Source organism: Arthrobacter sp. D3-18 (genome assembly GCF_054408525.1).
Genome location: NZ_CP096440.1, coordinates 3,733,607 through 3,759,278, shown reverse-complemented (window position 1 = coordinate 3,759,278; position 25,672 = coordinate 3,733,607). Strand labels below are relative to the sequence as shown.

General features: G+C 62.4%; 20 protein-coding genes and 2 tRNA genes. 4 read left to right on the top strand and 18 right to left on the bottom strand.

Annotation, left to right across the window (positions count from 1 at the left end; all coding sequences use genetic code 11):
- Nucleotides 1–36: 36 nt before the first annotated feature.
- The 11 genes from M1D89_RS19375 to M1D89_RS19325 all read right to left on the bottom strand — a co-directional run bounded on the left by M1D89_RS19375 (nucleotide 37) and on the right by M1D89_RS19325 (nucleotide 13,503).
- A complete protein-coding gene (locus M1D89_RS19375) occupies nucleotides 37–690 on the bottom strand; it encodes a TetR/AcrR family transcriptional regulator (RefSeq protein ID WP_498646062.1) in 654 nt (217 codons plus the stop codon).
- A complete protein-coding gene (locus tag M1D89_RS19370) occupies nucleotides 687–2,723 on the bottom strand; it encodes a YhgE/Pip family protein (protein ID WP_498646059.1) in 2,037 nt (678 codons plus the stop codon). The genes M1D89_RS19375 and M1D89_RS19370 overlap by 4 nt, the downstream gene beginning before the upstream one ends.
- A complete protein-coding gene (locus tag M1D89_RS19365) occupies nucleotides 2,720–3,526 on the bottom strand; it encodes a P-loop NTPase family protein (protein ID WP_498646057.1) in 807 nt (268 codons plus the stop codon). The genes M1D89_RS19370 and M1D89_RS19365 overlap by 4 nt, the downstream gene beginning before the upstream one ends.
- Nucleotides 3,527–3,598: 72 nt before the next feature.
- Nucleotides 3,599–5,056 (bottom strand): dihydrolipoyl dehydrogenase family protein, encoded by a 1,458-nt coding sequence (locus M1D89_RS19360; protein ID WP_498646055.1) that lies wholly within the window; start codon nucleotides 5,054–5,056, stop codon nucleotides 3,599–3,601.
- Nucleotides 5,057–5,229: 173 nt separating this feature from the next.
- On the bottom strand, nucleotides 5,230–5,916 hold the full coding sequence (locus tag M1D89_RS19355) for an N-acetylmannosamine-6-phosphate 2-epimerase (protein WP_498646053.1): 687 nt from the start codon (nucleotides 5,914–5,916) through the stop codon (nucleotides 5,230–5,232).
- Between the two features lie 10 nt (nucleotides 5,917–5,926).
- Entirely contained in the window at nucleotides 5,927–6,907 is a 981-nt protein-coding gene (locus tag M1D89_RS19350) for an ROK family protein (RefSeq protein ID WP_498651000.1), read from the bottom strand.
- Nucleotides 6,908–6,925: 18 nt separating this feature from the next.
- Nucleotides 6,926–7,843 (bottom strand): dihydrodipicolinate synthase family protein, encoded by a 918-nt coding sequence (locus M1D89_RS19345; RefSeq protein WP_498646052.1) that lies wholly within the window; start codon nucleotides 7,841–7,843, stop codon nucleotides 6,926–6,928.
- 37 nt (nucleotides 7,844–7,880) lie between these two features.
- Entirely contained in the window at nucleotides 7,881–8,696 is an 816-nt protein-coding gene (locus tag M1D89_RS19340; protein ID WP_498646051.1) for an ABC transporter ATP-binding protein, read from the bottom strand.
- Nucleotides 8,693–10,804 (bottom strand): dipeptide/oligopeptide/nickel ABC transporter permease/ATP-binding protein, encoded by a 2,112-nt coding sequence (locus M1D89_RS19335; protein ID WP_498646049.1) that lies wholly within the window; start codon nucleotides 10,802–10,804, stop codon nucleotides 8,693–8,695. Before M1D89_RS19335 ends, M1D89_RS19340 begins: the two co-directional genes overlap by 4 nt.
- Nucleotides 10,805–10,807: 3 nt before the next feature.
- The gene (locus M1D89_RS19330; protein ID WP_498646048.1) at nucleotides 10,808–11,764 is read right to left on the bottom strand and encodes an ABC transporter permease; all 957 of its coding nucleotides are present in this window, start codon (nucleotides 11,762–11,764) and stop codon (nucleotides 10,808–10,810) included.
- Nucleotides 11,765–11,865: 101 nt separating this feature from the next.
- Complete coding sequence (locus tag M1D89_RS19325) at nucleotides 11,866–13,503, bottom strand: ABC transporter substrate-binding protein (RefSeq protein ID WP_498646045.1); 1,638 nt, start codon at nucleotides 13,501–13,503, stop codon at nucleotides 11,866–11,868.
- A gap of 324 nt (nucleotides 13,504–13,827) precedes the next feature.
- Between M1D89_RS19325 and M1D89_RS19320 the strand changes: the two genes are divergently transcribed.
- Nucleotides 13,828–14,556, top strand: coding sequence for a FadR/GntR family transcriptional regulator (locus tag M1D89_RS19320; protein ID WP_498646043.1), 729 nt, complete (start codon nucleotides 13,828–13,830; stop codon nucleotides 14,554–14,556).
- A 223-nt stretch (nucleotides 14,557–14,779) separates the two neighbouring features.
- On the opposite strand, the gene M1D89_RS19315 is transcribed toward M1D89_RS19320, so the two are convergent.
- Nucleotides 14,780–14,853 (bottom strand) — tRNA-Arg (locus M1D89_RS19315).
- Between the two features lie 284 nt (nucleotides 14,854–15,137).
- Between M1D89_RS19315 and M1D89_RS19310 the strand changes: the two genes are divergently transcribed.
- A complete protein-coding gene (locus M1D89_RS19310) occupies nucleotides 15,138–16,964 on the top strand; it encodes a phosphoenolpyruvate carboxykinase (GTP) (protein ID WP_017198121.1) in 1,827 nt (608 codons plus the stop codon).
- 114 nt (nucleotides 16,965–17,078) lie between these two features.
- Here the strand turns inward: M1D89_RS19310 and M1D89_RS19305 are convergent, their stop codons facing one another.
- The 5 genes from M1D89_RS19305 to M1D89_RS19285 all read right to left on the bottom strand — a co-directional run bounded on the left by M1D89_RS19305 (nucleotide 17,079) and on the right by M1D89_RS19285 (nucleotide 21,673).
- Nucleotides 17,079–18,236, bottom strand: a complete 1,158-nt coding sequence (locus M1D89_RS19305) for a globin domain-containing protein (RefSeq protein WP_498646040.1) — start codon at nucleotides 18,234–18,236, stop codon at nucleotides 17,079–17,081.
- Nucleotides 18,237–18,382: 146 nt separating this feature from the next.
- Nucleotides 18,383–18,853 carry an RrF2 family transcriptional regulator gene (locus M1D89_RS19300; RefSeq protein WP_498646039.1) on the bottom strand — a complete coding sequence of 157 codons (471 nt, stop codon included), beginning with the start codon at nucleotides 18,851–18,853 and terminating at the stop codon, nucleotides 18,383–18,385.
- Nucleotides 18,854–18,875: 22 nt separating this feature from the next.
- A complete protein-coding gene (locus M1D89_RS19295; protein ID WP_498646037.1) occupies nucleotides 18,876–19,328 on the bottom strand; it encodes a hypothetical protein in 453 nt (150 codons plus the stop codon).
- Nucleotides 19,325–20,242, bottom strand: a complete 918-nt coding sequence (locus M1D89_RS19290) for a hypothetical protein (protein ID WP_498646035.1) — start codon at nucleotides 20,240–20,242, stop codon at nucleotides 19,325–19,327. Before M1D89_RS19290 ends, M1D89_RS19295 begins: the two co-directional genes overlap by 4 nt.
- 12 nt (nucleotides 20,243–20,254) lie before the next feature.
- The gene (locus tag M1D89_RS19285) at nucleotides 20,255–21,673 is read right to left on the bottom strand and encodes a phosphomannomutase/phosphoglucomutase (RefSeq protein ID WP_498646034.1); all 1,419 of its coding nucleotides are present in this window, start codon (nucleotides 21,671–21,673) and stop codon (nucleotides 20,255–20,257) included.
- A gap of 125 nt (nucleotides 21,674–21,798) precedes the next feature.
- Here M1D89_RS19285 and M1D89_RS19280 point away from each other — a divergent pair, with 125 nt between their 5' ends.
- Both M1D89_RS19280 and M1D89_RS19275 read left to right on the top strand, forming a co-directional pair.
- Nucleotides 21,799–23,964: a RecQ family ATP-dependent DNA helicase gene (locus tag M1D89_RS19280; protein WP_498646032.1), complete on the top strand. Its 2,166-nt coding sequence runs from the start codon at nucleotides 21,799–21,801 to the stop codon at nucleotides 23,962–23,964.
- Nucleotides 23,965–24,107: 143 nt separating this feature from the next.
- Nucleotides 24,108–25,538, top strand: coding sequence for an MFS transporter (locus M1D89_RS19275; RefSeq protein WP_498646030.1), 1,431 nt, complete (start codon nucleotides 24,108–24,110; stop codon nucleotides 25,536–25,538).
- A gap of 38 nt (nucleotides 25,539–25,576) precedes the next feature.
- On the opposite strand, the gene M1D89_RS19270 is transcribed toward M1D89_RS19275, so the two are convergent.
- Nucleotides 25,577–25,664: transfer RNA gene (locus M1D89_RS19270), tRNA-Ser, on the bottom strand.
- Between the last annotated feature and the right edge of the window lie 8 nt (nucleotides 25,665–25,672).

Here is a 25,672-nt window from a genome sequence, read left to right as displayed (position 1 = left end):
AACACGCAGAGCGGGCCTCACAACGGGACGGCGGACCTACTTAATGACGTACCCATGCATGATGGTCATGACGGCAGCGACGCTCTGCTCGCGGGTGCGCTCAGGGTTGTACGTTTGCCGGTCGAGGCCCACCACGAAAATCGCTCCGAAAATCGCTGCCTCCAAGGAGCCCCGGGCAATGCTCTCGTCAACCTTGTACCCGGCCGCAACGCTCTCAACGGCCGAACCGATCACGGCCAAGAGCTCAGCGCGAAGCTCGGCAAACACGGCGCTCCACTCGCCGGGGGTGCGCCAGTTTTCGCTGATCCACAGGCGGGCGAAGGAGGGGTAGTCGTCCATGAACTCCATGGCTTGGCCCACCATGTTAGTCATGGATTCCAGGGGGTCGTTGGCCTGCCCGCGGACATCCTGGAGCCGGACCAGCATGATGTCCACACCATGCCGCAAGAGCTGGGCGATGAGGTCGGACTTGCTGCCGAAGTTGTAATAGACAGTCCCCTTGGAAACCCCTGCGGCGGCCGCGATTTCATCAACGGTCACCCCCGCAGCGCCGCGCTCGCCGATCAGCTCCATGGAGGCTTCGAACAGGCGTTGCTTGGTGGCGTTAGTGCGCCCGGGACGAAGTTTCTTCTCCGCGGGACCGGGTTCCCGCGAATCTGCTGGGAAAGGAACCGGCTCGGTGGTGCTCATACTGCGATCTCCGGCTTCAGCGTCTTGAGGGTCCACATCTTGTGCTTGCGAACAGCGAGCGTTGACAGTGCCGCTCCCAGCAAAGTGTATCCAAGCAGACCCAGTACGGTGGGCCAGATCATGCTGAGCTCACCGCCGTAGATCAGGTGCCTCATGCCGGTCACCACGTATCCCATAGGCAGGACCTCGTGAACAACATGGAGCGGCATGGGGGTGGTCTGCCACGGGAACGTACCGCCCGAAGACACGAGCTGCAGGACCAACAGGATCAGCACCACGAACTTTCCGGGCGTGCCCATGAGCGCCACGATGCCTTGGATGATCGCGCTGAACGCCATCACTGCTGCCAGCATGAACAGCCACATCCCGATGGGGTGTGCAGGGTTCAGGCCCAGGCCGAGATTCACCACGAGGGTGAGGATGGTGGCCTGCAGCACGGAGACCACGAAGAACGGCAGCCAGCCTCCGACGGCGATTTTCCAGGCGGGGGCGTTCGATGCGAGGGCCCGTTGGGTGATGGGTCGCATGGCCTGGACCAGCATGAAAACACCGATCCACAGTGCCAGCGTCAGGAAGAACGGTGCCAGCCCGGCACCGTAAGAGCCAGCCTTGGCCTGTGAGACGTTGTCCACGGCGACGGGATCTGCGATCACCTTGGATACGCTGGTCTTCTGTTCATCGTTTGGGTTAGGGATGTCTCCCGCGCCCTTGGCGAGTTCCGTGGCCAGGGTGTGGGCGCCGTCTGAGGCTGTGACGCCGCCGCTGGCGAGCTGGCTGGCGCCGCTGTCCAGTTGGCGAGCGCCGTCGTCGAGCTTGCCGGCCCCGTCCAGGGCGGTCTGCTGCCCAGCAGCCAAAGTTGAGGCTCCCGTGCTTAGTTGTCCGGCTCCGTCGGCGGCCTTCGATATCGCGTCGGTCAGGGCTGGTGTCGCGGCGGCGAGCTTGGATGCTCCGGCACTGACGGCAGCTGAACCGTCCGATAGCTGCTGGATCTTGGCAGCATCACCAGTGATCTTGGTCTTCGCGTCCGTTACCGGGCTCGATGCTGCGGCGGCGTCAAAGTCCGCCAGTACTTTGTCCGCCTGCTCCTGTGTCAGGACACCGGCAGTCACCAACCGTGCGTTCGATTCCACCACGCGGTTGCGGAGGCCCTTGTCTGCCGCTTCGAGCTGCCCGACGACGTCCTGGACTTTGGCGTTCAGTTCGGCGTTTCCGGCGGCTACTTGCGCTGCGCCGTCGGCGAGTTTCTGCGAATCACCAGGAAGGGTAGTGGTTTTGTTCTTGAGCTCGGTCAGTCCCGAACTCAGCTGGCCGGCACCGGTGTTCAGCTGTACCGCGCCATCCCGCAATTGGGTCTGGCCGGCTACGAGTTGGTCGGCACCGGTGACCAGTTGGGTGGTGCCGTCGTGCAGGGTGGCGGCGCCGTCACTGAGTTTGCCAACGCCAGTGGCCAGTTCCGACGCACCATCAGCAGCCTTCACGATGGACGCATGAATGGTGCCGAAACCGGTGAGGAGCTGGTTTGCTGTTTCCTCGCCCACCTCCTTGGCCACCGTTGAATGTACGGCTGTGGTGAGCTTGTCCACGATGGTGCTCAGGAGGTAGTTGTTGGCATCGTTGGTGGTGACGTGCAGCATGGCCTGGTTGGCGGCGTCAAAGCTGCCGGGGGAGACCAAGTTGGCGGAGAAATCCTTGGGAATGCGCAGCGCGAAAGCGTACTCACCCGTGCGAACACCCGCGTCTGCATCCTCAGCGCTTGACACTTGCTTCCAGTTGAAGACGTGACCCTCCACCAGGCTGTCCGCCACCTTCTTGCCGGCTTGCAGTTCGGTACCGTCCGACGACGTTGCTCCCGTGTCCTCCACTACCAAGGCGGCGTCGATCTGGTTCAGGTTGCCGTACGGATCCCAGTTCGCGTAAAGGTACACGGCGCCGTAGAGCAGCGGGACCATGGTCAGGGCGAGGATGGTCAGCTTGGGCAGGAGCCCGCCGGTCATGCGCTTGAGTTCGGAGCGGGCGAGCCGCAGAACAGTCACTTTGCAGTCCTTTGAAGGTTTTCGGATTCAGTTTCGGCAGCTGCTGTGGTAGCTGCGGATGTTTCAGGTGCCCCGCGTGTTTCCGGTGAAGGCTCGGCCGCGTGCTTGGCCTTGGGCTCGACGACGGCTGCTGGCTTGGGCTGGGCGGGCGCGGCTTTCGCTTCCGGTTCAGGCGGGTGCGAGACGGAGTTGCCGATCACCGCCGCGGGGCCGGTCCAGTTCTCCGGGAGGGCACCCACGACGGCGACGACGGCAAGCGGCCGCCCGGCGTCGGACGCCAAGGCCTGAAGTCGGGGTAACCAAGACGAGGAATCAGCACTGTGGCGATCCGGGGAGTCGACAACAAGGAGGTCGGTGGCTGGATCTGCCAGAGCGAGCGCGGTGAGGAGTTCGAGCCGACGGGTGGCCGGAATTTGTTCTATCCAGAGTCCGGCGATGTCCTCGAAGCTGTTGACCTTCAGCCAGGGTTTGCTCAGGAGGGCGCCACGGTAACGGCGGGGGATGAGGGAGAGGTCTTCGGTGACCAGATCGCGGACGCTGAGGTGCTGCTCGGGTTCGTTAACGCCCGGGGAGTCCACCAAGGCGCTTGCGAGGCGGATCTTCTTGGTCTTGGTGGTGTTGTCCCAACTCAGCACACCGTTGCTTGGCTTCATGCGGCCGCTCAAGGCCAACGCCAATGCGGTTCGCTGGTCCTGGCCCTCTCCAGCGACGAGCAGGAGTTCGCCGCGCCGGACTTGGAGTGACGTTGCCGGTAGGAGATCGTCCCGGCGGCCGTTGATCTGGAGTTGCTGTACGGACAGCACAATGGAGCCTTTCGCAGAAATGGTGTCTGCCGAAAGTCTAACTAAACTGACCAGTCAGTTCAAATAAGAGACTCAGAGGCCGTACTTCTCCAGAAGCCTGAGCCATACTTCACTGATCGTGGGGTACGACGGAACTGCGTGCCAGAGGCGGTCCAGCGGGACTTCGCCCACGATCGCGATGGTTGCAGAGTGGAGGAGCTCGGCGACGCCGGGGCCCACAAAGGTAGCGCCAAGGATCACCTTCCGGTCTTCGTCCACCACTATCTGCGCCCAGCCTTTGTAATCGGGGGAGTGCAACTGGGAGCCTGACACATCGATGGGCAGTTCCACGCCGGTGACGTTCTTACCCCGCAGCAGCGCCTGCTCCAGGCTCGGGCCAACTGAGGCAACTTCGGGATCGGTGAAGACCACGCTGGGGACGGCGTGGTCATTGGCTGTGTGGGCATAGGGGCTCCACGGTTTCGGGGAGCCAATAAGCTTGCCGTTGGCCCTGGCTGCAATCGCGTCGCCGGTAGCCCGGGCCTCGTATTTTCCTTGGTGCGTCAGGAGAACCTTGCCGGCCGCATCTCCGGCAGCGTAAAGCCATAGTCCGCTGGTGCCATCACTGGCGGGGCCTTCCACTAAACCGCTGGCTTCGGTTGTGAGTCGCAGGGGCTTGCCGTCCTGTGCTTCCACACCTACATTTTCCAGGCCCAGATTGGCCAAAGCGGGGTGCCGTCCGGAGGCGACCAGCAGTTTGTCGGCAATGGTCTTTTTGTCGTCGAACGTGACCGTCACCGAGCCGTCGTCGTTCTTCTCCGTTTTTTCCACATCGGTGTGCAGATGAACAGCGACGCCGTCGGCGCGAAGCCCTGCCAAGACCAGGTTCGCGGCTTCCTCGGGGTAGCTGCTCAGCAAGCGGCCGCGGGCGATCAGCGTGACATCCGAACCGAGCCGGGCGAATGCCTGCGCTATTTCCACGCCTGCAACACCGCCGCCGAGCACCACAAAACGCTTGGGAATCTCCTTGGCCGCCGTGGCGCCGCGGGTTGTCCAGAACGGTACGTCTTCCAAGCCGTCAATGTCCGGGATGGTAGGGGTTGAACCTGTCGCGATCACCACGGCATGGTGGGCCTTCAACGCGTAGCTGTTGCCATCGAGCCCATCCACCTGGACCTCGCGCGGGCCTGTGATACGGCCCCGTCCACGGATCAACTCAATGCCGGCGCTGTCCAGCCATTCAACCTGGCTGCCGTCCTGCCAATTGTTAGTGAACCAATCCCGGTGCTTCAGAGCGGCCTCGGGATCAATGGTTCCCGTGATCGCCTCTTTCGCACCCGGCACCACTTGGGCGGCGTGGAGCACACTCCCCGGACGGAGGAGCGCCTTGGACGGGATGCACGCCCAGTAAGAGCACTCACCGCCCACCAATTCGCTCTCGACAATCACTGCCGTCAGGCCGCCGCGAACCACCCGGTCCGCCACGTTTTCCCCTACGGCGCCCGCGCCGATAACGATTACGTCGAATTCCCGGGAGCTCTCGGCAGTCATGGGGAAAGCCTACGCCGGGTTGGTATGCGTTGTGAGGCCCGCTTTGCGCGCTTTGGTTGGGTTTTAGGGTGCAGAGTGGGCCTCGCAACGCGCCCCCCGCGTTCGTTGTGAGGCCTGCTTTGCGCGCTTTGGTTGGGTTTTGGGGTGCAGAGCGGGCCTCGCAACGGGGGGAACTACGCGTGCATCGCGCCCTTGAACCAGCCCGTGATGCTGGCCGGGTGCGTGATGGCGGTGCCCACCACCACGGCGAACGCTCCGGCGTCGAGGGCTTGTCGTGCCTGGGCTGGGGTGTGGATGCGGCCTTCGGCGACGAGTGGCTTGCCCAACTCAGCGGAAGCGATCTGCTCCAAGAGCGCCAAGTCCGGTCCCTCCGTCTTGGGGCGCTCGCCGGTGTAACCGGACAACGTGGTGCCTATCAGGTCCGCTCCGGCCTCGACTGCAGCCACGGCGTCGTCGAACGAGCCACAATCTGCCATCACCAGCGCGTGGGACTCTGCGTGAATGCCCGTCACCGTTTCGGCAAGGGTTAGCCCATCCGCGCGGGACCTGCGCGTTCCGTCAATCGCCACCACATGCGCTCCGGCATTCGCAACGGCCAGGGCATGGCGAAGGGTTGGTGTGATGAAGACGCCGTCGTGCCCGTCTTTCCAGAGGCCTATGACAGGGACCTCGACGGCGGTGCGTGTGAACTGCACGTCGGCCAACCCTTGGACGCGGATCGCCGCAGCGCCGCCGATGACCGCGGATGCGGCCACCTGTGCTGTGGTCCGGGGATCGCGCATGGGCTCTCCGGGGTAGGCCTGGCAGGAGACGATCAGCTGGGAGCGGAGTGTTTCGAGGCCTTCGGGGGTGAGAATCATGATGTCTCCCTTACTTAAGGACGAGTTTTGCGGCGCCAACAATGGCAGCGGTGTTGCCGAGAGTTGCCCGGAGAACCGGCACGGAGACCAGAGGCGAGAGCAGTTCCTGGCGCAGGGCAGCTTCCATGGGCTTCCACCAGAGTTCGCCGGCGTCGGCCAAGCCACCGGAGATCACCACGGTTTCGGGGTCGAGGATATTGATGAGTCCGCCCACGGCTTGGCCCGCCGCTGCTGCGCCAACCTCGATGGCACGCAGTGCGGCGGCGCGGCTGTCCGCAGAAGCTGCGGCAGCACCGCCGTCGTGAGCTTCAGAAGCAGCGAGCTCAAACACGCCCCGCGTGTCCAGAGCCTCGAAGGCAGAACCACCAAAGTGCAGAAACGCCTCATAAAGAGCGGGGCCGGAGGCGATGGCCTCAACGTGCCCGGATCCACCGCAAACACACGGCAGGGGAGTTCCACCAGACGCGGCGTAGGGTGAGGCGAAGTGGCCTACATGCCCGCCCACAAAGCGGTGACCCAAAACAGGAGCGCCGTTCAGCACAAAACTTCCGCCAACTCCCGTTCCGAACGCCACCATGAGTGAACTTGAGGAGCCTGCGGCCGCACCCAGCCAGGCTTCGCCGAGGGCGTGGGCATGGACGTCGTTGACGGCGCGCACCATCGAAGGAGCGAGCGAAAGTCGCGAGGACAAGCCCGAAACAAGCTCAGTCCCTGCCCAACCGTGAATCGCATCCGTCGCAGACACAACCATTCCCGTAGTAGCGTCGATGACCCCGGCGGAGCCGATACCGACGCCGGAAACTGAAATTCCGGCGTCGGCAGCGCGCTCCACCAAGCCCGCGATCAGCGCAGCGGTGGCGTCGAGGATGGCTTCGCCGCCGGCCCGGTTCAACGTCGGAATGGTCTCCGACATCAGCACCTCGCCGGAAGGGGAAACAACCCCGGCGGCGGTTTTGGTGCCGCCGAGGTCAACGCCGATCACGTGGGTCATCGAAGCGGTCATGGAAGCCTAAACCAGCCCGTTCCGCTCCAGGATTTCGCGAATCACGGCCGTCTCGGATTCATTCAACGACAGCATCGGCGAGCTCATGGTGTTGGACTCGATCACGCCCATGACCTGGAGGGCGGTCTTGAAAGCCCCCAAGCCTGCAGCGCCGCCGGAAACGCGGCCATTGGGGGCGTAGACGATTTCGAAAACGTCGGCCAAGCGGTCCTGCTCCCTTGCCGCGAGAGCCCAGTCACCGCCTTGGGCCGCGTCGAACAGGCGGCGGTAACCGGCCGGATCAACATTGCCAAGGCCCGGGACAACACCTTGCGCGCCACCCAGGAGGGCGCCGTCCACCACGACTTCGTGACCGGTGAAGATGTCGAAGTTGGGGATGTCCTTGGCTGCCAGGAGAAGCTGGCGGAAGGAAACGTCGTCACCTGAGGAGTCCTTGACGCCGGCAATGACGCCATCGCGGCCGAGGCGGACCAGAAGATCGGTGGGCAGCTTGAAGTGCGTGCGGACCGGGACGTCGTAGGCGAAGATCGGCTTCTCGATAGCGGCGTGGATGCTGCGGAAGTGCGTTTCGGTCTCCGCCGCATTGCCGATCGCGTAGTACATGGACGTGACTACGATCGCGTCAGCACCGAGGTCAACCACCTTGCGAGCTTCCTCAATCACGCGGGTGGTGGTCTGCTCGTTGGCGCCCACGACCAGGGGGACCGCGCCGGCGTTGGCGTCGGCGATGGTGGAGACCACCAGCTCACGCTCGTCGTTGGTCAGGTACGGGACTTCGCCGGAGGAGCCGAGGACGAAAAGGCCGGAAACACCGCGGTCGATCAGGTGCTTGGTGACGTTCTTCAGCGACGCGGTGTCGATGCTGCCGTCGGCGTGGCGGGGGGTGATGACCGGGGGGATGACGCCTTGGAACTGAGTGGACACAGAATTCTCCGTTGTTTGTAGCTTGTGAAGGGAAAAACTAGATGTGCAGCAGGCTCGGCGCGGCGCCCAGCAGCTTCTTGGTGTAGTCGTTGCTGGGGTTGTCGAAGACCTGGCTGGCTGTGCCTTGTTCGACGATTTTGCCGAAGTACATGACGCAGATGCGGTCTGAGACGTAGCGGACGGTCTGGATATCGTGCGAGATGAACACCATGCCGAGGTTCAGCTGCTTCTTCAGGTCGGACAGCAGGTTCAGGACCTGAGCACGGACCGAAACGTCCAGTGCCGACGTCGGCTCGTCAGCCACGATGATGTCCGGGTCCAACGCCAGTGCGCGGGCGATCGCCACGCGCTGGCGCTGGCCACCGGAAACCTGCGACGGCGTCACCTCGGCTGCCGATTGCGGCAGGCCCACCAGCGCCAACAGTTCCTTGACCTTGGCAGCGCGGGAGGAAGCGTTGCCGATGCCGTGGATCTGCAGCGGATCAGTGAGGATGTCCTGGATGGTCATGCGCGGGTTCAGTGCCGTCGCCGGGTCCTGGAACACCACGGAGACTGAGCGGCCGAACTGCTTTCGCATGGCGGCGTTCCGCTTGATGGCGGGCTTCCCATGGAACAAGACCTTGCCCGACGTCGGCGGCTGAAGTCCCACAAGCACTGACGCGAGCGTGGACTTGCCGCAGCCGGACTCACCGACGATGCCCACGGTTTCGCCGCGGCTGATGGTGAAGTCCACGCCGTCCACGGCTTTGACGACGTTCGGCCGGAAGAGGCCACCCGTCCGTGCATGGTGGTAGACCTTGACGTCTTTGAGCTCGATGACCGGCTGTGACCCTTGGGGAACGAACTCGCTCATTTCGCGTCCTCCTTCAAGTGGCTGGCCCAGTAGTGGTCGGCATCGTCACCGCTCGGCGAGGCCACAGTGGTGAGGACCAGCTTCTGGTGGGGGTCGGCGTCGGCACGCTGCGATCGTGGTGCGAAGCGGTCTCCCGTTGCGAAGTCCCGCGGGGAGGGGACCGTGCCGGGGATCTGATGAAGCCGGACGGCGTCGGCCTCGATGGAGAGGACTGCGCCCAGCAGACCGCGGGTGTACTCGTGCTTGGGGTTCTGCAAAAGCTCGGAGGCTTGTGCGGACTCCACCACTTGGCCGGCGTACATGACCGTAATCCGGTGTGCCAGGGAAGCCACCAAGGCGAGGTCGTGGCTGACGAAAACCATGGCGAAGCCGAGCTGCTCCCGGAGTTCGTTGAGGAGATCCACCACCTGCTTTTGGACCGTGACGTCCAAGGCGGTGGTGGGCTCATCCGCCACAACGATCTTGGGCGAACGGGACAGGGCCATGGCGATCAGGACGCGTTGGCGCTGGCCACCGGAGAGCTCGTGCGGGTAGCTGGCGAGCGTCCGGACGGGATCCAGTTTGACCATTTCCAGCAGCTCGGCAGGAGTCTTGCGGCCGCCGCGCTTGGTGAGCTGCTCCATCTGGTCCTTGATCTTCATGGAAGGGTTCAGCGAGCTGAGCGCGTCCTGGTAGACCATGGCAATCTGTTCCCCGCGCAGGCCCTCGTAAGCCTTGGGATTACTGTGCTGGGAGGTGGAGTCGAGCAGTTCCTTGCCATCGAACTTGATGGATCCGGTGACCTGGGCTGTCTTGGGCAAGAGCCCCATTACTGCCAGCGAGGTGATGGATTTACCGCAACCGGATTCGCCCACCAGACCCATGGTTTCTCCTTCGCGGACCGTGAAGGAGACGTTATCCACGATTGCAATGTCGCCGAAGCGGCCCGGGAAGCGGATGGACAGGTTCTTCACTTCCAGCACATTGCGGGCCTCGGGAGAGACCTGCGGGAGGCGATCGGTGCGCTTCGCTTCGATGGCTGCCAGAAGTTCCAGTTCGCGGTCCAACAGGAGGTGCGGGTTGGCGGCGGCCAGTTTCACATCGGTGAGGAGGGCTGAAGTGCCGACATCAGAAGTGATGGTGTCGGCGGAAGCCGCGCGGACGCCGTCGAGCTCGTGTTCCTCAACTACGGAGGGCTGGGCGACGGAGGTTGCCACCTCGCTGTCCACGGCCAGAACTGCGGTGGAGCCGTCGTCGTCCTTTACCACCGGTGCGCGGCGCAGCTTCGGATTCACCATGGCGTCGGTGAGGCCCTCGGCCAGGATGTTCAGGGACAGTACGGTCAGCAGGATGGTTACACCGGCAAACGTGGTGGCCCACCAACCGCCGGACAGGACCAGGTTGCGGCCGTAGGAAATCACGTTGCCCCAAGAGGGAGCGGGGTCCTGCACGCCGGCGCCCAGGAAGGAGAGCGAGGCTTCGAGGATGATGGCGTCGGCCACCATGACCGTGGCGAACACCAACACGGGAGCTGCGGTGTTGCGGACGATGTGCTTGACCAGGATGTAGAAGCGGCCTGCACCAATCACTCGCTCAGCACGAACGTAGTCCTCGCCGTATTGGGCCAGCACGTTTGCGCGGACCACACGTGCCAGCTGGGGGGTGTAGATGATGGCGATCGCGATGATGATTGTCGGGACCGAGTTGCCGAAAGCGGCCAGTAACACAGCAGCCAGCGCAATGCCGGGGAATGCCATGAGGATGTCCATGAGCCGCATAATGATCTCATTTACGGACTTGCTGGACGTCGCGGCGAAGGACCCGAGGAGCGCGCCGGCGAGGATGGCCAACGCAACTGCGCCGAGGCCGATCAGGAGTGACGACTGTGCACCGAAGAGGAGCCGCGAGAAGATGTCGCGGCCCAACCGGTCAGTACCGAAGAAGTGTTCGGCGCCCGGCGGGGTGGCGGGAATGAAGGTCTCCAGGGGATCGTGCGGTGCGATCACCGGCGCGAAGATGGCCGCCAGGACAATCATGAGGAGAAAGAGCAGGGCGATGCGGGAGCCCCAGGGCAGGGCCTTGAAGCGAATGCCCGGGGCACTTAGCCGTTCTGCGAGCTTGCTGCGCATGAGCTATACCGTCCTGATTCGGGGGTTGATGAGCAGGTAGAGAAGGTCCACCACGATGTTCACCAGAACGAAGGTGACCGAGATGGTGAGCACTACGCCCTGGACAAGGTTGACGTCCAGGTTGGTGATGCCGTTGAGGATCAGCTGGCCCATGCCGGGCAGGGCGAAAATCATTTCAATCACGACGGCGCCACCCAGCAGGTAGCCCACGCGGAGTCCCAGCACCGTCACCGGGGTGACGAGCGCGTTGCGGAGGACGTTCTTTGAAACGACTTCGCGGTAGGGGACGCCGTTGCCGATAGCGGTGCGGACATAGTCGCGGTCCAGTTCTTCAACCATGGAGGTACGGACCACGCGGATCAGGGACGCTGATACAGGGATGCCGAGCGCCAAAGCCGGGAGGGCCATGGAGTTGAGCCAACCGCCAAAGCCGGATTCCGGCGTCGCAATTCCGCCTGAGGGGAACATCGGGTTGGCACCGAGCGCGAACCACTGGATGAGCAGGATGCCCAGCCAGAATGACGGCGTGGCGATCGCGGCGATGGAGAAGACGCGGACCAGCTGGTCCTGCCACTTGTCGCGGTAGAGGGCGCCGAGGATGCCGAAGGCGAGCGAGAGCACTATCGCGATGAGGACACCCAGGAAGGTGAGCTGCAACGTCAGGGGGAACGCCGAGCCAATCATGGAAGCCACCGACTTGGCCGGCGGGGTAGTGACGCCGAGGTCGAACTGCAGGAGCTTGCCGAGGAATCGGAAGTACTGCAGGACCAAGGGATCGTTCAGGCCATTTTCCTGGCGGTACTGCTGCTTCGCTTCTTCACTGGCACCGTCGCCGAGGGCCGAGCTTGCCTGGTCGCCGGGAGCGGCCTGCAGGACGAGGAAGACGAGCAACGTGATGCCCAGGATCATCAATGGCAATGCTGCAAGCCTGCGGCCAAGCAGACGCAATATCGTGACCAATTTGTTCTCCGGTTGGTTGGGTGCTGCTGGTTGTGGGGCCTGCTCTGCGGGCTATTTGGGGGATTTAGGCCGCAGAGCAGGCCTCACAACTCGAAGGGTGCTTAGGCAGTTCGTCCGACGTCGATGAACGACAGGCCGGTGGTGGGCAGGGGCTGGAAGCCGTTGAGCTTCTTCTCGTCCCAGGCGCTGGGTAGCTGGCGGTGGAACACCGGGTACAGCGGAACTTCGTCCGAGACCATGTCCACGATTTCGCCGACGATCTTCTTGGCCTCTTCACCCGAAGCTTGCGAGCCCTTGTTCATGAGTTCCTGCAGTCGGGTGCGCTCCGGGGTGGTCCAGAATGCGCGCTTGTCCATCCAGGTTGCACCCGAGTAGAACCAGCTCAGAAGAAGGTCTGCATCGTTGCCAAACACCGAGGGGTCGCCCGGGGCCGCCACCACGGAGAAGTCACCCTTGCCAACGCGGTCGCTGTACAAGGCGCCGGACTGGATGCTCTTGACGGTGACCTTGACGCCCGGGATTTTGTTCCAGGATTCAAGGATCAACGGGGCAACGTCCTTGACCCAGGCGGTGTCCGTGGTGAGGAGCTCGAACTCCAGGTTGGTGACACCCGCCTGCTTCAGTAGTTCCTCAGCTTTGGAAGTATCAAAACCGTAGACGTTCTTGGCCTTGACGTAGTCCGGGTGTCCTTCCTGGAAGTAGGAAGTCGCGGCCTTGGCGTTGCCGAACAGGGCCTTCTTGATGATGGATTCTTTGTCCATGCCGAAGTGCAAGGCCTGGCGGACCAGCTTGTTGTCGAACGGGGCCTTGGCGCAATTGAACATGAGGAACAACAGGCCGAAGGACTGGACGGATTCAACCTTGACCTTGGACTTCAGGCCGTCGACGTCCAGGTAGGGAACGTCTTCGATGGCTTGGACGCGGCCGGATTGGACTGCGGTAACGCGCGCTGCTGCGTCGGAGAGCAGCAGCCAGGTCATGCCCTTGGCCAGTGCAGGTTTAGGACCGTTGTAATCGGCAAATGCTTCGAAGACGATCTTGTCGTCCTTTACGGCGGAAACGAGCTTGTAGGGGCCGGAGCCGACAGGTGCGGCGTCGAACGCCTTCAGATCGGTGGCGAGTGCCTTGGGGACGATTTTCACTACAGAGATGCGCGGTCCGAAACCGGGGAAAGCGTACTTGAGCGTGAATTCCACGGTCTTTGCATCGAGCGGCTTGACGTCCTGGATGAAGGGGATGAACTGGGAGAACAGTGACTTGTTCGCCGGGTCCATGACGCGCGTGAAGGAGAAAGCGACGTCTTCGGTGGTGACGGGGGAGCCGTCGTGGAACTTGGCGCCGTCGCGGATGGTCACCTGATAGGTGGTGTCGTTGACCTTCTTGGGATCCGTAGCTGCCAAGGCGTTGTAGGGCTGACGCGTGGCCGGGTGGAGTTCAATGAGGCCTTCGAAGATGTGAAGGTTAGCTGCCATCGGTGTGGCTCCGGACGAGCTCAGGGGATCGAAGCCGGTGGACAGTGCGTAGGAGATGCCTGCCTCAATGATGAGGTCCTTGTTGACGGCCGCGGTGTTGGTGGTTGAGCCGGTGGTGGTACTGGCGGCGCCGCCGCACGCGGAGAGGGTTGCCGTGAAGGCGGCTGCTGCACCAACTGCGCCGCTTAGCTTCAGGAAGTTCCGGCGGCTGGCGTCGTTGACCAGCGGCAGGCTTTGGATCGTCTTGCTCATAAGGTGCCTCACCATTCGCGTTTCGTGGGTTATCGGATGTAGGACGTCCGATGCTCGTAGTGAAACTGTAAGGGCGGTCACAACGGAACGTCAAGTGAGAAAACACGCTTGCTGTGCGGCTGTGTGTCTAAGGAATTGCCGGCTGCGGCCGGTCCGTGGGGGAAATCTCAGGGAATTCCCGGCTGTTAGCTATCGGGGAGGTGGGACATCCGATATTGTATGTTGCGAGTCACTCATTCTTGGGTGGGCACTAGGCTCGCCTCAATATTAACACCGCACCCGCTTCCCAAGCTGGCTTTTGCCGGAGCCCGGGGCAGGTGCATCGGCAAGGAGAAAGCCATGACAACTTCCGGTGTGGTTCCGCAGGCGCGGTTCAGTGCACAGGCCCGGCTGCGCGCCTTGCAGTCGGACATTATGGAATTGATCCTTGAGCGCGAGCTTGAGGCAGGCGACCCGTTGCCGACCGAAAGTGAGCTCTCTGCCGCGCTTGGCGTGGGACGAAACACGCTCCGCGAATCTCTCAAAGTTCTCCAAGCCTTGGGTGTCATCGAGATCCGGCATGGTTTCGGCATGTTCGTGGCACCGAGCAACTTTGACGCCCTGGCGGACGGACTGACGTTCCGCGGCCGGCTTTCGCTTCGCCATCAGGGACTTGAAGCCTTGCAGCTGGTAGATGTACGCCAAGCTCTCGAATCCGGGCTTATTGGGTCCTCCATGGATGTCATGACCAAGGAACAGCTGGCCTCCATCGAGGAAGCCGTGAAGCAGATGGAAGATCTGGCTGCAGCTGGCGAGAACTTCGTCGCCGCTGATGCCGAGTTCCACCGCAGGCTGTTCGAACCCCTCAACAATGAACTCCTGATCAACCTCATGGGTGTCTTTTGGAAGGTCTATCGGAAGATTCACGTAGAGATTGGCCCAGGCAACGAGGACTTGGCAAAAACCGCTGCAATGCACCGCAGTATCTATGCGGCAGTTGCTGCCGGCGACAAGGTTTCGGCTTCTGAACTGCTCAACCGGCACTTCGACGGCATCCGCCGCCGCATCAGCGAGGCCGTGGGGGAGTAAACGCTCCGCACCTTAACGGAAAGGGCCGCCGTCGTACTTCCTTGAAAAGTACGACGGCGGCCCTTGCGTTTCTGCGTGCGGGTCACCTTTCGCCTGAGCCCACCCAAGTAGGTAGCAGTTTATGCCGTTTTGAGCCTGCTAAACGGCCTTAACTGTTACTTACTTTGGTTCCCTCGGAGAAACAAAAGACCCGCACCGGCGAACCGGTGCGGGTTTTGATCTGTGCGCCCAAAGGGATTCGAACCCCTGACCTTCTGTTCCGTAGACAGACGCTCTATCCAGCTGAGCTATGGGCGCATTTCGTGTGATTCTCGGCGGTCTGTTTCTCTGACCCCCTCGAACCTCAATAAACTTTACAGAAGTTCATGTGAAGTTCCAAATCGAAAAGCTGTAATCTGCGCAACTAGACCGGTCTACGTGACCTTCGTCACTTAAATTTAGCATCTTCGATGATTGAACCCTGATTTCTAGCGGTTTTCACTTCATGCGCCCTTGGATGTCCGATGTCTGACAGCGGATTGGTCTGGTCCGCGGCCCCTATCGTTTAGGACACACCACTGAACCCGAGGAAGGGAACCGCAATGGGCGATCTGGCGCGACTGCCGCTGCTTGAGAAGGCACCTACTACGCATGCACGCCTGCTGGCCTGGGTTGAGGAAGTTGCCGAGCTGACTCAGCCGGACCGCATCCACTGGGTCGATGGCAGCGAAGCAGAAAACAAGAAGCTCACCGACGAACTCGTCGAGGCCGGCACGCTGAAGCGGCTGAACCCGGAAACGTTCCCGAATTCCTTCGCGGCGTTCTCTGACCCCGCTGACGTTGCCCGTGTAGAAGAGCAGACCTTCATCTGCTCGGAGAACGAGCGCGACGCAGGCTTCACCAACAACTGGATGGCCCCGGCCGAGATGAAGCAGAAGCTACGCGGACTCTTCGCCGGCTCCATGCGTGGCCGCACCATGTACGTCATTCCGTTCGTCATGGGCCACCTGGATGCCGAGGACCCGAAGTTTGGCGTCGAGATCACCGACTCCGCCTACGTTGTGGCCTCCATGCGAATCATGGCCCGCATCGGTACGGACGTCCTGGACCGCATCACGCAGACCGATGCTTTCTTTGTTCCGGCCCTCCACTCACTTGGCGCACCACTGGAAGCCGGCCAGGCCGACGTCGCATGGCCGTGCAACACCGACAAGTGGATTGTGCACTTCCCCGAAGAGCGCTCCATCTGGTCCTTCGGCTCCGGCTACGGCGGCAACGCCCTCTTGGGCAAGAAGTGCTACGCCCTGCGCATCGCTTCGGTAATGGCCCGCGACGAAGGCTGGCTGGCTGAGCACATGCTCATCCTCAAGCTGACCTCCCCCGAGCAGAAGACCTACTACGTCTCCGCCGCTTTCCCCTCCGCCTGCGGCAAGACCAACCTCGCGTTGCTCGACCCCACCATCAAGGGGTGGAAGGTGGAGACCCTTGGCGACGACATCACCTGGATGCGATTCGGCAAGGAAGGCGAGCTCCGCGCCGTCAACCCCGAAGCCGGCCTGTTCGGCGTTGCTCCGGGCACTGGCTGGGGCACCAACCCCAACGCCATGCGCGCCATCGCCAAGGGCAACAGCATCTTCACCAACGTTGCACTGACCGACGACGGTGGCGTCTGGTGGGAAGGCATGACCGAGGAAACTCCGGCACACCTGACCGACTGGCGCGGCGAGTCCTGGACTCCGGACTCCGACGCACCCGCTGCCCACCCGAACTCGCGCTTCTGCACGCCGATCGACCAGATCGACATGCTGGCCGAAGAGTACTTCAGCCCGGAAGGCGTGGAACTGTCCGCGATTCTGTTCGGTGGCCGTCGCAAGACCACCATCCCGCTGGTCACCGAGGCCCGCGACTGGTCAAACGGCATCTTCATGGGTTCCACGCTGTCCTCCGAAACCACGGCTGCTGCCGCCGGTGCCGTTGGCGTGGTCCGCCGCGACCCGATGGCCATGCTGCCGTTCATTGGCTACGACGCAGGTGACTACCTGAACCACTGGGTGAACCTGTCCGCCAAGGCCAACCCGGAGCGTCTGCCCAAGATCTTCCTGGTCAACTGGTTCCGTCGGACGGCTGAAGGCGGCTTCGCCTGGCCTGGCTTCGGAGACAACGCCCGTGTGCTCAAGTGGGCTATCGAGCGCCTCGAGGGCAAGGCTGACGCCGTGGAAACCCCGATCGGTTTCGTGCCGACCGGTGAATCCATCGACCTCGAGGGCCTGGACATGACCCCGGCCGAGGTTGAGTCGGCCGTTCGTGTCGACCCCGAGGAATGGGCAACCGAGCTCGCGTCCATCGAGGAATGGTTCGCCAACTTCGGCGAGTCGCTCCCGGCGGCACTTCAGTCCGAACTGGACGGTCTCAAGACCCGTCTGGGCTAGACCTCTTAGGAACAACGGCGTTCTTAAGTGAACGACGACGGCCCGTCACCTTTTGAATGGAAGGTGGCGGGCCGCCGTCGTGCTGGAACTATTGTCCCCGTTCGAGTGCCTGCCCTAGCTGGCGAGCCACACGTCCGGGCCGAACACTTCGTAGTGAATACGGGTGGCTGGAATTCCGGCATCGATGGCTTCATCGCGGATCTTCTTCATGAAGGGGAGGGGGCCGCAAAGGTAAAGCGAAGCGTCTGCGGGCATGTCCAGTTCACGCAGAGACATAAAGCCGTGGTTGGTTCCGGGATGGGGAGACTCGAGCCAAAGTTGCAGGTCTGCGTTGATCCGGGCTGCGTCGGCGGTCATCTGGCCGCTGAGTGCCCAGTTCTCCATGGTCTTCTCGGCGTGAAGGACCAAGACCTGCCGATCCGTGCCCGACTCCGCAAGCGACCGCAGAATGGAAGCCGTTGGGGTGCAGCCAATGCCCGCAGAGGCCAGGATGACAGGGCCGGCACCGTTCCTGAGGGTAATTTCCCCGTAAGGGTTAGAAATTTCGAGGATGTCGCCGGGTTCGACGCCGGTGTGAAGGGCGGTGGACACCTCACCGCCGTCGTTCAACTTGGTAGTGAAGGTCCGACGGATGCCCGCGTCGCCGGATAGTGAATATTGGCGCACCTGGCGCAAGCCATCGGGGAGTTGGACCTTGACGCTGACGTACTGACCGGGCTTTGCTGGCGTGACCGGGGTGCCGTCTGCCGGTTCCAAGGTGAACGTCACCGCATCAGTGCCTGCCGGTTCCTTGCGGGTTACGCGCCACGGCATCCACATTTTGTTGTTCGCCTGCGCTGCGTAGAGGTCCTTCTCCAGTTTGATCAGGGCATCTGCCATGAGCCAGTACACCTCTGTCCATGCTTCGGCGATCTCCGGAGTGATGACGTCGGCCAAATCCGCGGCGATGGCTGCAAAGAGGTGTTCGTAGACCACTGCGTACTGATCCTCGGTGATTCCGAGGGAAGCGTGTTTGTGCGCAATGCGGGAAAGTACCTTTTCCGGAAGGGTGCCCGGGTTGTTGATGAGGTGGGTGGCGAAGGTGGCGATACTCCCGGCCAGCGCCCGCTGTTGATCTCCGGAACGCTGGTTGGAGCGGCTGAAGAGTCCATCGAGCAACTCAGGGTGCGCGGTGAAGAGTCGATTGTAGAAGTCGACGGTGATCGTGCCGATCCGTGAACCAACCAGCGGCAGCGTGGCTTCAATGATGGGGCGGGACTTTTCCGAGAGCATGGTTCTCCTGGCTGTAGGGGTCGGTTTGCTCGACCGCACATATAGGCATTTGGAATGCTTATATCTATATCCCAATTTCTACACTGCGTAGAGTTCTGCAAACCTGACAGGGCCGGCTTTTGGAGGTGCTGTTGTGCCTGTTACGACTAAGACTGTGCCGCGGGGGTCCTGAACTCCGGCCGGAGCCCGATGGATTGGAACACCGGGTTCATCTGCCGTGCATGGGGGAGGGACGCAATAACCACGGCATCGAGCTCGCGATAGAAGGCTTCCCTGGCCCGGTTCATCGCATGGCGCAGCCCGCACTCATTGATGAGCGGGCAGTTCTTGGTGGGGGATTGGCACTCTGCTGGATCCTGCCGGCTGTCAAGATGCCGAAGGATTTCGCCGACGGTGGCCCTCCGACCGGATTCATTGAGCCGGGAACCACCCAGCCGCCCGCGTTCAACGTCGATGTAACCCAGTGCACGCAAGCGGACCATCGCCTTGCTGACATGGTTGTACGGTGTCCCCACCGCGTCCGCCACCGCTTGGGTAGTCAGCAGCATGCCGTCTGGAGCCGCGGCCAAGACCATGATTGCGCGAAGACTGACATCTGCGAAGGCGTTGATTTTCATGGGCTCAGCTCACGGATAAGGTCTAGTCCACCCAGATGGATGGTTCGTGGGTATCGGGCTCCATGGCACGGAATGCGAAACCGTCCACCGTGGGAGTGTACGGAATGATTGCCGCGAGGACTTCGCCGTCCCGGTGTTCGGCGGCACCATGGATGCCGTCAGAACCATGATCCGGCAGGCTGACGTCACTCACAACAGCTACAGCCTTGAAATCATCGCGGCCTTGCCGCAGTAGTTCATGGATGTCGGTCAACATCTGGCCCGCATCCACGTCGCCGTTCTCGTCCGGCTCGCCTGGGGCAATCATCACTATCCGCAATTCACCATCGTTCGAGAGCGTGATGCCGAACGGGAAGAATCCACCGTTCTGCTGGATGTGCTCCTGGGCGGTTCCAAGTGCTGTGCCCAAGGTCTCGCGGAGTTCGCGTTCCTGGACTGACTCGCCCTCATCCGGCGCGTTGGTGGGCTCGCTCATGCGGACCACACCCGTGCAGCCGTGGGCGTTACTGCTGTCTCACCGAACGCGACGCTCCGGGACTGTTCGTCGACTTCGTAGGGTTTCAGGATCAGCATCGAGAGACCTTCGGTGTGTTCTAAGTGGAGCCTGAGAGCGTCAAAGGCAGCGCCTTCGCCGTCACTGGGGCGGACGCGGACATCGCTGATGACGCACGTACCGCGCAACGACTCAACGTCTTGGCGGAAACCGTCTGTCAAGAGCTGGAGGGACTCTTCCGAATCAACCTCGCCGTCTTCGTTGGGCTCTTGGTAGCCCATATGATGCCCGATCTCACCCGTGAGATCGGTGGTGACACCATATGGCGCCAACGCGCCGTTCTTACTCAACTGATCCTGGGCGAAAGGAACCGCGACGCCTACAAGGTCGAAAACATCCTGAATGGCCTGCTCGGAGAGTCCTTCATGCCACCATTCCTCCGCAGGAGCGGCTCCGCCAGCCCATACGTAGGGTTCCTGGGCTTCTACCCGGGGGTCACTCAAGACGGGGTGCTTCAGGAACTTCTTGCGGGTGAAATCCACACGGATGATTTGGCTGATGCCACTGCGGTGTTCAGCCCAGAAGTGGAGCGTGTCCTCGTTCTTGCCCGCCTGCGGGTCCAGTACAGCAACCATCGCGAGGAGATTTTCGGCATTGCCCGAGAAGAGATCAATGGTCAGCTTCACGGACAGCAGCGGGTCCGGGGGCATGGTCCCCTGAATTTCCTTGGGGACTTCGCCGCGGTGGATGGTGCCGTCAGTGCCGAGCATGAAGACGAACGGGGCAAAACTCTTGTTGATGACCAACTGAGCGTCGGCCAGTTTAAGGGCTTCGGCCACGACTGCAGCCAATTCGGATTCGGGCGAGGTTCGATCCTCGGACGGAATCTGCGTCATGCCGGCCCGTTCCTAGGCCCGAACCAGCGCAAGGACGCGGTCACGGATCTTCTCCATGGTCGCCTGGTCCTTGGCTTCGGCGTTCAGGCGCAGGAAGGGCTCGGTGTTGGACGGGCGAAGGTTGAACCACCAGCTGCCGTCCTTGGCCGTGAACGTGCTGCCGTCCATGTGGTCGATGTCGATGTCCTCGGTTTCGAAGTCAACGCGAACCCGCTCGACGGCGCCGGCTTTGTCTTCGATCTCGGAGTTGATCTCGCCAGAGGAAACGTAGGGTTCGTATTGGCGGCCGAGTTCGGAGAGTGGGCCGTCTTGCTCACCCAAAGCAGCGAGGACGTGCATGGCAGCAAGCATGCCGGTGTCAGCGTTCCAGAAATCCCGGAAGTAGAAGTGTGCTGAGTGCTCACCGCCGAACACGGCAGCTTCCTCGGCCATGACGGCCTTGATGAAGGAGTGTCCCACCCGGGTCCGTACGGCACGGCCGCCGTCCTTGGCTACGAGCTCGGGAACGGCCTTGGAGGTGAGGAGGTTGTGGATGATCACCGGGGTCTCTTCCCCTGCAGCCTGGGCGCGGGCGATCTCACGACGGGCCACCATGCCGGTGATCGCAGACGGGGAAACGGGCTCGCCCTTTTCATCAATGACGAAGCAGCGGTCCGCGTCGCCGTCGAACGCGAGGCCGATGTCGGCGCCGTGCTTGACGACGGCGGCCTGAAGGTCGCGCAGGTTTTCCGGCTCCAAGGGGTTGGCCGGGTGGTTGGGGAACGAACCATCGAGTTCGAAGTAGAGGGGAACAATTTCGAAGGGCAGCGCCGGGAGGAGTTTGTCGCCGAGTACGGCAGGCGTGGTGAGGCCGGCCATGCCGTTACCTGCATCCACCACAATCTTCAGTGGGCGGGAGCCGGAAAGGTCCACGAGCTTCCGCAGGTACTCGGAGTAGTCCTTCAGAACGTCATGGACGCCGATCTCGCCACGGGTGGCTGCTGCGGGGATGATGCCGGTGTTCAGGTACTGCTCAGCCAGCGCCTGTATTTCCTTAAGCCCGCTCTCAGAAGAGATGGGCTGGGCGCCTGCCTTGGCCATCTTGATCCCGTTGTACGCGGCCGGATTGTGACTGGCGGTAAACGTTGCGCCCGCAGCGTTCAGGGCCCCGCATGCGTAGTAGAGCTCGTCGGTTGAGATGAGGTCCAGCAACTGGACGTTCGCGCCACGCGTGGCTGCCCCGTTGGCAAAGGCTTGGCTGAACTCCGGAGAGGAGGGACGCATGTCGCCGCCAACCAGTACCGTTTCACCCTCCAAACCCAGGACGTCGATGAAGGCAGCGCCAACGGCCTCGACGATTTCAGCCGTGATGGTTTCACCCACGATGCCCCGGACGTCGTACGCCTTGAAGGAAGCCGAGAGGTCGAATGTTTTGTTCTGCTCGCTAGTCACGGGCTCAATCCTACTGTGGCAACGCAGTTGGGGTTGAACTTGAATACATGACCTGTGGATAGCGGTTTTCCACATAGCAGGACACCCCGGTTCTGGCTGTCAGGGTCGGCTGGAATACTGGGTTGATGGCCAACAACTCCCCAAACGCTGCCGTTTCCGTGCAAACACCTACCCATCAGCAGGCGCTGGCGTGCCTTCGTGAGTTGGTGGGCCACCCCGAAGCGCAGTTCCACGACGGACAATATGAGGCCATTGAGGCGTTGGTGGATGCGGGCCGCCGGGCGCTGGTAGTCCAGCGCACAGGTTGGGGGAAATCAGCAGTTTACTTCGTGGCGTCGTTGCTGTTGCGCCGGCGGGGCGCCGGTCCAACGTTGATCGTGTCGCCGTTGCTTGCGCTCATGCGTGACCAAGTGGCCGCAGCTGCCCGGGCAGGAGTGCGGGCCGTCGCCATAAACTCCGCCAACGCGTTGGAATGGGACACGGTCCTGGCCCAGCTTGCCGCGGATGAGGTCGATGTTCTTTTGGTCTCCCCGGAGCGGCTCACCAACCCCTCCTTCAGGGAGAACCAGCTTCCGGAGCTCATTCGTCGCACCGGGCTCCTGGTGATTGACGAGGCACACTGTATCTCGGACTGGGGACACGATTTCCGCCCCGATTACCGCCGCATCGCGGACCTCATTGCACAGTTGCCAAAGTCAGTTCCCGTTTTGGCCACCACAGCCACGGCCAATTCCAGGGTGGTCCATGACATTGAGGAACAACTTGGCGCTGGAGTGTTGACCATACGTGGCGCGCTCGGGCGCGAATCGCTGCGGCTAGGTGTCCTTACCCTGCCTGATTCCAGGGATCGGCTGGGGTGGCTGCTGACACACCTCGCCGACATGCCCGGCAGTGGCATCATCTACACCCTGACCGTCTCGGCGGCCGAGGACACTGCACGGCTTCTTGCGGAGGCCGGGCACAACGTCCTGTCCTACACAGGGAGGACGGACCCTGCAGACCGGGAACGTGCTGAACAGCTGTTAAAGGACAACCAGGTTAAGGCTCTTGTGGCTACCTCCGCCTTGGGAATGGGATTCGACAAGCCGGACCTCGGTTTCGTGATCCATCTTGGTGCCCCCTCGTCACCTGTTGCCTACTACCAGCAGGTGGGCCGCGCAGGCCGCGGAGCAGCCAATGCTGACGTCCTGCTGCTGCCGGGCTCCGAAGACCGTGAAATCTGGCAGTACTTCGCCACAGCGTCCATGCCGTCGGCCGAGAAGGCCGAGTCTGTGCTGAGGGTGCTCGGGGAAGCAGGCTCCGCCCTGTCCACGGTCGCTCTGGAAGCCAGGGTGGACCTTCGGCGCACGCCATTGGAACTCCTCCTCAAAGTCCTGGCAGTTGATGGAGCCGTAGAGCGCGTTGGAGGCGGCTGGCGATCCACCGGGAAGCCGTGGAACTATGACGCCGAGCGCTATGCACGTATCGCCGAGGCCCGTGTGGATGAGCAGGATTCCATGGTGATCTACCAGGACACGGCCGGCTGCCGCATGGAATACATCACTTCGGTTTTGGACGACGAAACGGCAGCAGCTTGCGGACGCTGCGACAACTGCGCCGGCCGCTGGTTCCCGGTGGACGTGGCAGCGACGGCAGCCGACGCCGCAGGCCAAACACTTCGACGTGCGGGCATAGCCGTGGAGCCGCGCGTTCAGTGGCCCAGTGGCATGGACCGGCTCGGTGTGGCCGTCAAGGGAAAGATCAAGCCCGACGAGAGCGTTTCCGAAGGGCGGATCCTGGCCAGGCTTACCGACTTGGGCTGGGGTGGTGCTTTACGGGAGTTATTCGCGGCCGGGGCTCCGGATCGGGACGTGGATCCTGCCATGCTGCAGGCCTGTGTCCAAGTACTCCGCGAGTGGTCGGGAGCTGAAGGCGGAACTCCGTGGAGCGGCGTCGGACGACCCGCGGCGGTCATCAGCATCCCGTCCCGGAGCAAGCCGCAGCTGGTGGAGTCCCTGGCACAGGGAATTGCCGGAATAGGACGGATGCCGTACCTCGGCCAGCTGCAGCCCCAGCACGGGGGGCCGACGGGGGCCCGCGGGGGCAACAGCGCTTACAGGCTGGCCGGTGTTTGGGACAGGCTTGTTGTTGGCCCCGAACTTGCCCAGGCGTTGGCGGGTACGGGTGGACAGCCTGTGTTGCTGGTTGACGACCTCATAGACAGCCGATGGACCATGACCGTATCTGCACGTGCCTTGCGCCAAGCCGGAGTGGGTGCAGTGCTGCCGCTGGCGCTGGCCCAAGCCGGATAGGACGCCCGCGCGAGCCAGTGCGGGCCGACCAAGGTCAGCAGAACTACGTCATGTTGTGATCGCTCCCACCCTGCGTCTATAGGATCGAGCAAACACGCCTGCTCGCCTGTCGCGGGCCACCAGCCAGAACTTGGACCGGAGCCATGAGCACAAAACCCAACACGGACGTCGAATCGGCCAACGAGACCAGTTGGCGACCACGGCTGGCCCTGTTGGTGGCGGCAACGTTCTTTATGGAGTTCCTCGACGGGACCATCCTCACCACTGCCATCCCCAGCATCGCTTCCGATTTCCGGGTAGCGCCGGCAGACATCAACATCACCATGACCGCATATTTGGTGACGGTGGCGATGGGAATTCCTTTGAGCAGTTGGCTTGCCGAGCGGTTCGGTGCCAGGCGGATCTTCTGTCTGGCGATATCGGTGTTCACCATCGCCTCCCTGCTCTGCGCCATCAGCACGGACCTGACAATGCTGACGGTGAGCCGCGTGGCCCAGGGCGTGGGCGGAGCCATGATGGTTCCGGTTGGCACCCTGGTGGTGTTGAGGGGCACCCCCAAATCGGAGCTTCTCCGCGCCACCGCATATCTTGTGTGGCCGGGCTTGTTGGCCCCGGTCTTGGCCCCGATGGTGGGTGGTGCTCTCACCACCTTCCTGTCATGGCACTGGATCTTCATCATCAACGTCCCTCTCGGCCTGGCCGCCTTCATTGCCGCCCTCAGGCTGGTGCCGCGAACACAGTTTGATGCGAAGCGTCGGCTGGACTGGTTCGGGCTGCTGCTCACCACGCTGGGCGTGGGTGCTTTGGTAGTGGGGCTGGAGACCTTGGGAGGCCACGCGTCCAATGTGCTTGCTGTGGCGGTGGTTGCTGCCGGGGTGCTGTCCCTGGGTGGTGCCGTGTGGTGGATGAGGAAAGCCCGCGTTCCCCTGTTCAACCTCAGCGTTTTTGGAACCAGGACTTTCAGGGCGACTTCCACTGGCGGCTTCATTTACCGGCTGACCATTAGTTCGGTCCCTTTCCTGCTGCCGTTGATGTTCCAGGACGGCTTTGGCTGGGATCCCCTCAAAGCCGGTGTCATGGTTGCCGCAGTATTCGTGGGCAACATCGGAATCAAGCCAGCCACCACGCCACTCATCAGGCGATTCGGGTTCAAGCCGGTGCTCGTCTTTGCCTCGTTTGCTTCAGCAGTGACATTTGCGTTGTGCGCCTTCCTCGACGCCCAAACACCGGAACCACTGATCTTTGCGTTGCTGCTGTTCAGCGGCGCATTCCGTTCCATCGGTTTTTCCGCGTACGCCTCCGTACAGTACGCAGACATCGTCCCGGGCCAGCTGCCCTCAGCCAACGCCATTTCTGCGACGCTCGTTCAGTTGGCGGCGGCGGCAGGCATCGCGGTGGGTGCCCTGTTCCTGCGCCTGTTCGAAGCCACGCAGGTGTTGGGGGCGGACCACGTGGCGGGGTACAAGGGGGCGTTCATTGCCATGGCCCTCCTGATGCTGATCAGCACGGGGGATAGCCTTGCCCTCCATCGTCATGCCGGAGCGGAAGTCAGCGGCGGAGTAAAGCGGGCTTAAACGCAAAAGGTCCCGGTTCGAAAACCGGGACCCATTCGCGGAGACGGGGGGATTTGAACCCCCGGTGGAGTTGTGCCCCACACTTCATTAGCAGTGAAGCCCATTCGGCCGCTCTGGCACGTCTCCCTTTGCTA

Excerpts from the sequence above, each read along its gene's own strand:
- M1D89_RS19300 (WP_498646039.1), bottom strand. The coding sequence starts at position 18,853 with ATGAAAATCAACGCCTTCGCAGATGTCAGTCTTCGCGCAATCATGGTC.
- M1D89_RS19350 (WP_498651000.1), bottom strand. The coding sequence starts at position 6,907 with ATGACCCACGTGATCGGCGTTGACCTCGGCGGCACCAAAACCGCCGCC.
- M1D89_RS19320 (WP_498646043.1), top strand. The coding sequence starts at position 13,828 with ATGACAACTTCCGGTGTGGTTCCGCAGGCGCGGTTCAGTGCACAGGCC.
- M1D89_RS19340 (WP_498646051.1), bottom strand. The coding sequence starts at position 8,696 with ATGAGCGAGTTCGTTCCCCAAGGGTCACAGCCGGTCATCGAGCTCAAA.
- M1D89_RS19325 (WP_498646045.1), bottom strand. The coding sequence starts at position 13,503 with ATGGTGAGGCACCTTATGAGCAAGACGATCCAAAGCCTGCCGCTGGTC.
- M1D89_RS19360 (WP_498646055.1), bottom strand. The coding sequence starts at position 5,056 with ATGACTGCCGAGAGCTCCCGGGAATTCGACGTAATCGTTATCGGCGCG.
- M1D89_RS19295 (WP_498646037.1), bottom strand. The coding sequence starts at position 19,328 with ATGAGCGAGCCCACCAACGCGCCGGATGAGGGCGAGTCAGTCCAGGAA.
- M1D89_RS19275 (WP_498646030.1), top strand. The coding sequence starts at position 24,108 with ATGAGCACAAAACCCAACACGGACGTCGAATCGGCCAACGAGACCAGT.
- M1D89_RS19310 (WP_017198121.1), top strand. The coding sequence starts at position 15,138 with ATGGGCGATCTGGCGCGACTGCCGCTGCTTGAGAAGGCACCTACTACG.
- M1D89_RS19375 (WP_498646062.1), bottom strand. The coding sequence starts at position 690 with ATGAGCACCACCGAGCCGGTTCCTTTCCCAGCAGATTCGCGGGAACCC.
- M1D89_RS19355 (WP_498646053.1), bottom strand. The coding sequence starts at position 5,916 with ATGATTCTCACCCCCGAAGGCCTCGAAACACTCCGCTCCCAGCTGATC.
- M1D89_RS19290 (WP_498646035.1), bottom strand. The coding sequence starts at position 20,242 with ATGACGCAGATTCCGTCCGAGGATCGAACCTCGCCCGAATCCGAATTG.
- M1D89_RS19335 (WP_498646049.1), bottom strand. The coding sequence starts at position 10,804 with ATGCGCAGCAAGCTCGCAGAACGGCTAAGTGCCCCGGGCATTCGCTTC.
- M1D89_RS19305 (WP_498646040.1), bottom strand. The coding sequence starts at position 18,236 with ATGCTCTCGGAAAAGTCCCGCCCCATCATTGAAGCCACGCTGCCGCTG.
- M1D89_RS19280 (WP_498646032.1), top strand. The coding sequence starts at position 21,799 with ATGGCCAACAACTCCCCAAACGCTGCCGTTTCCGTGCAAACACCTACC.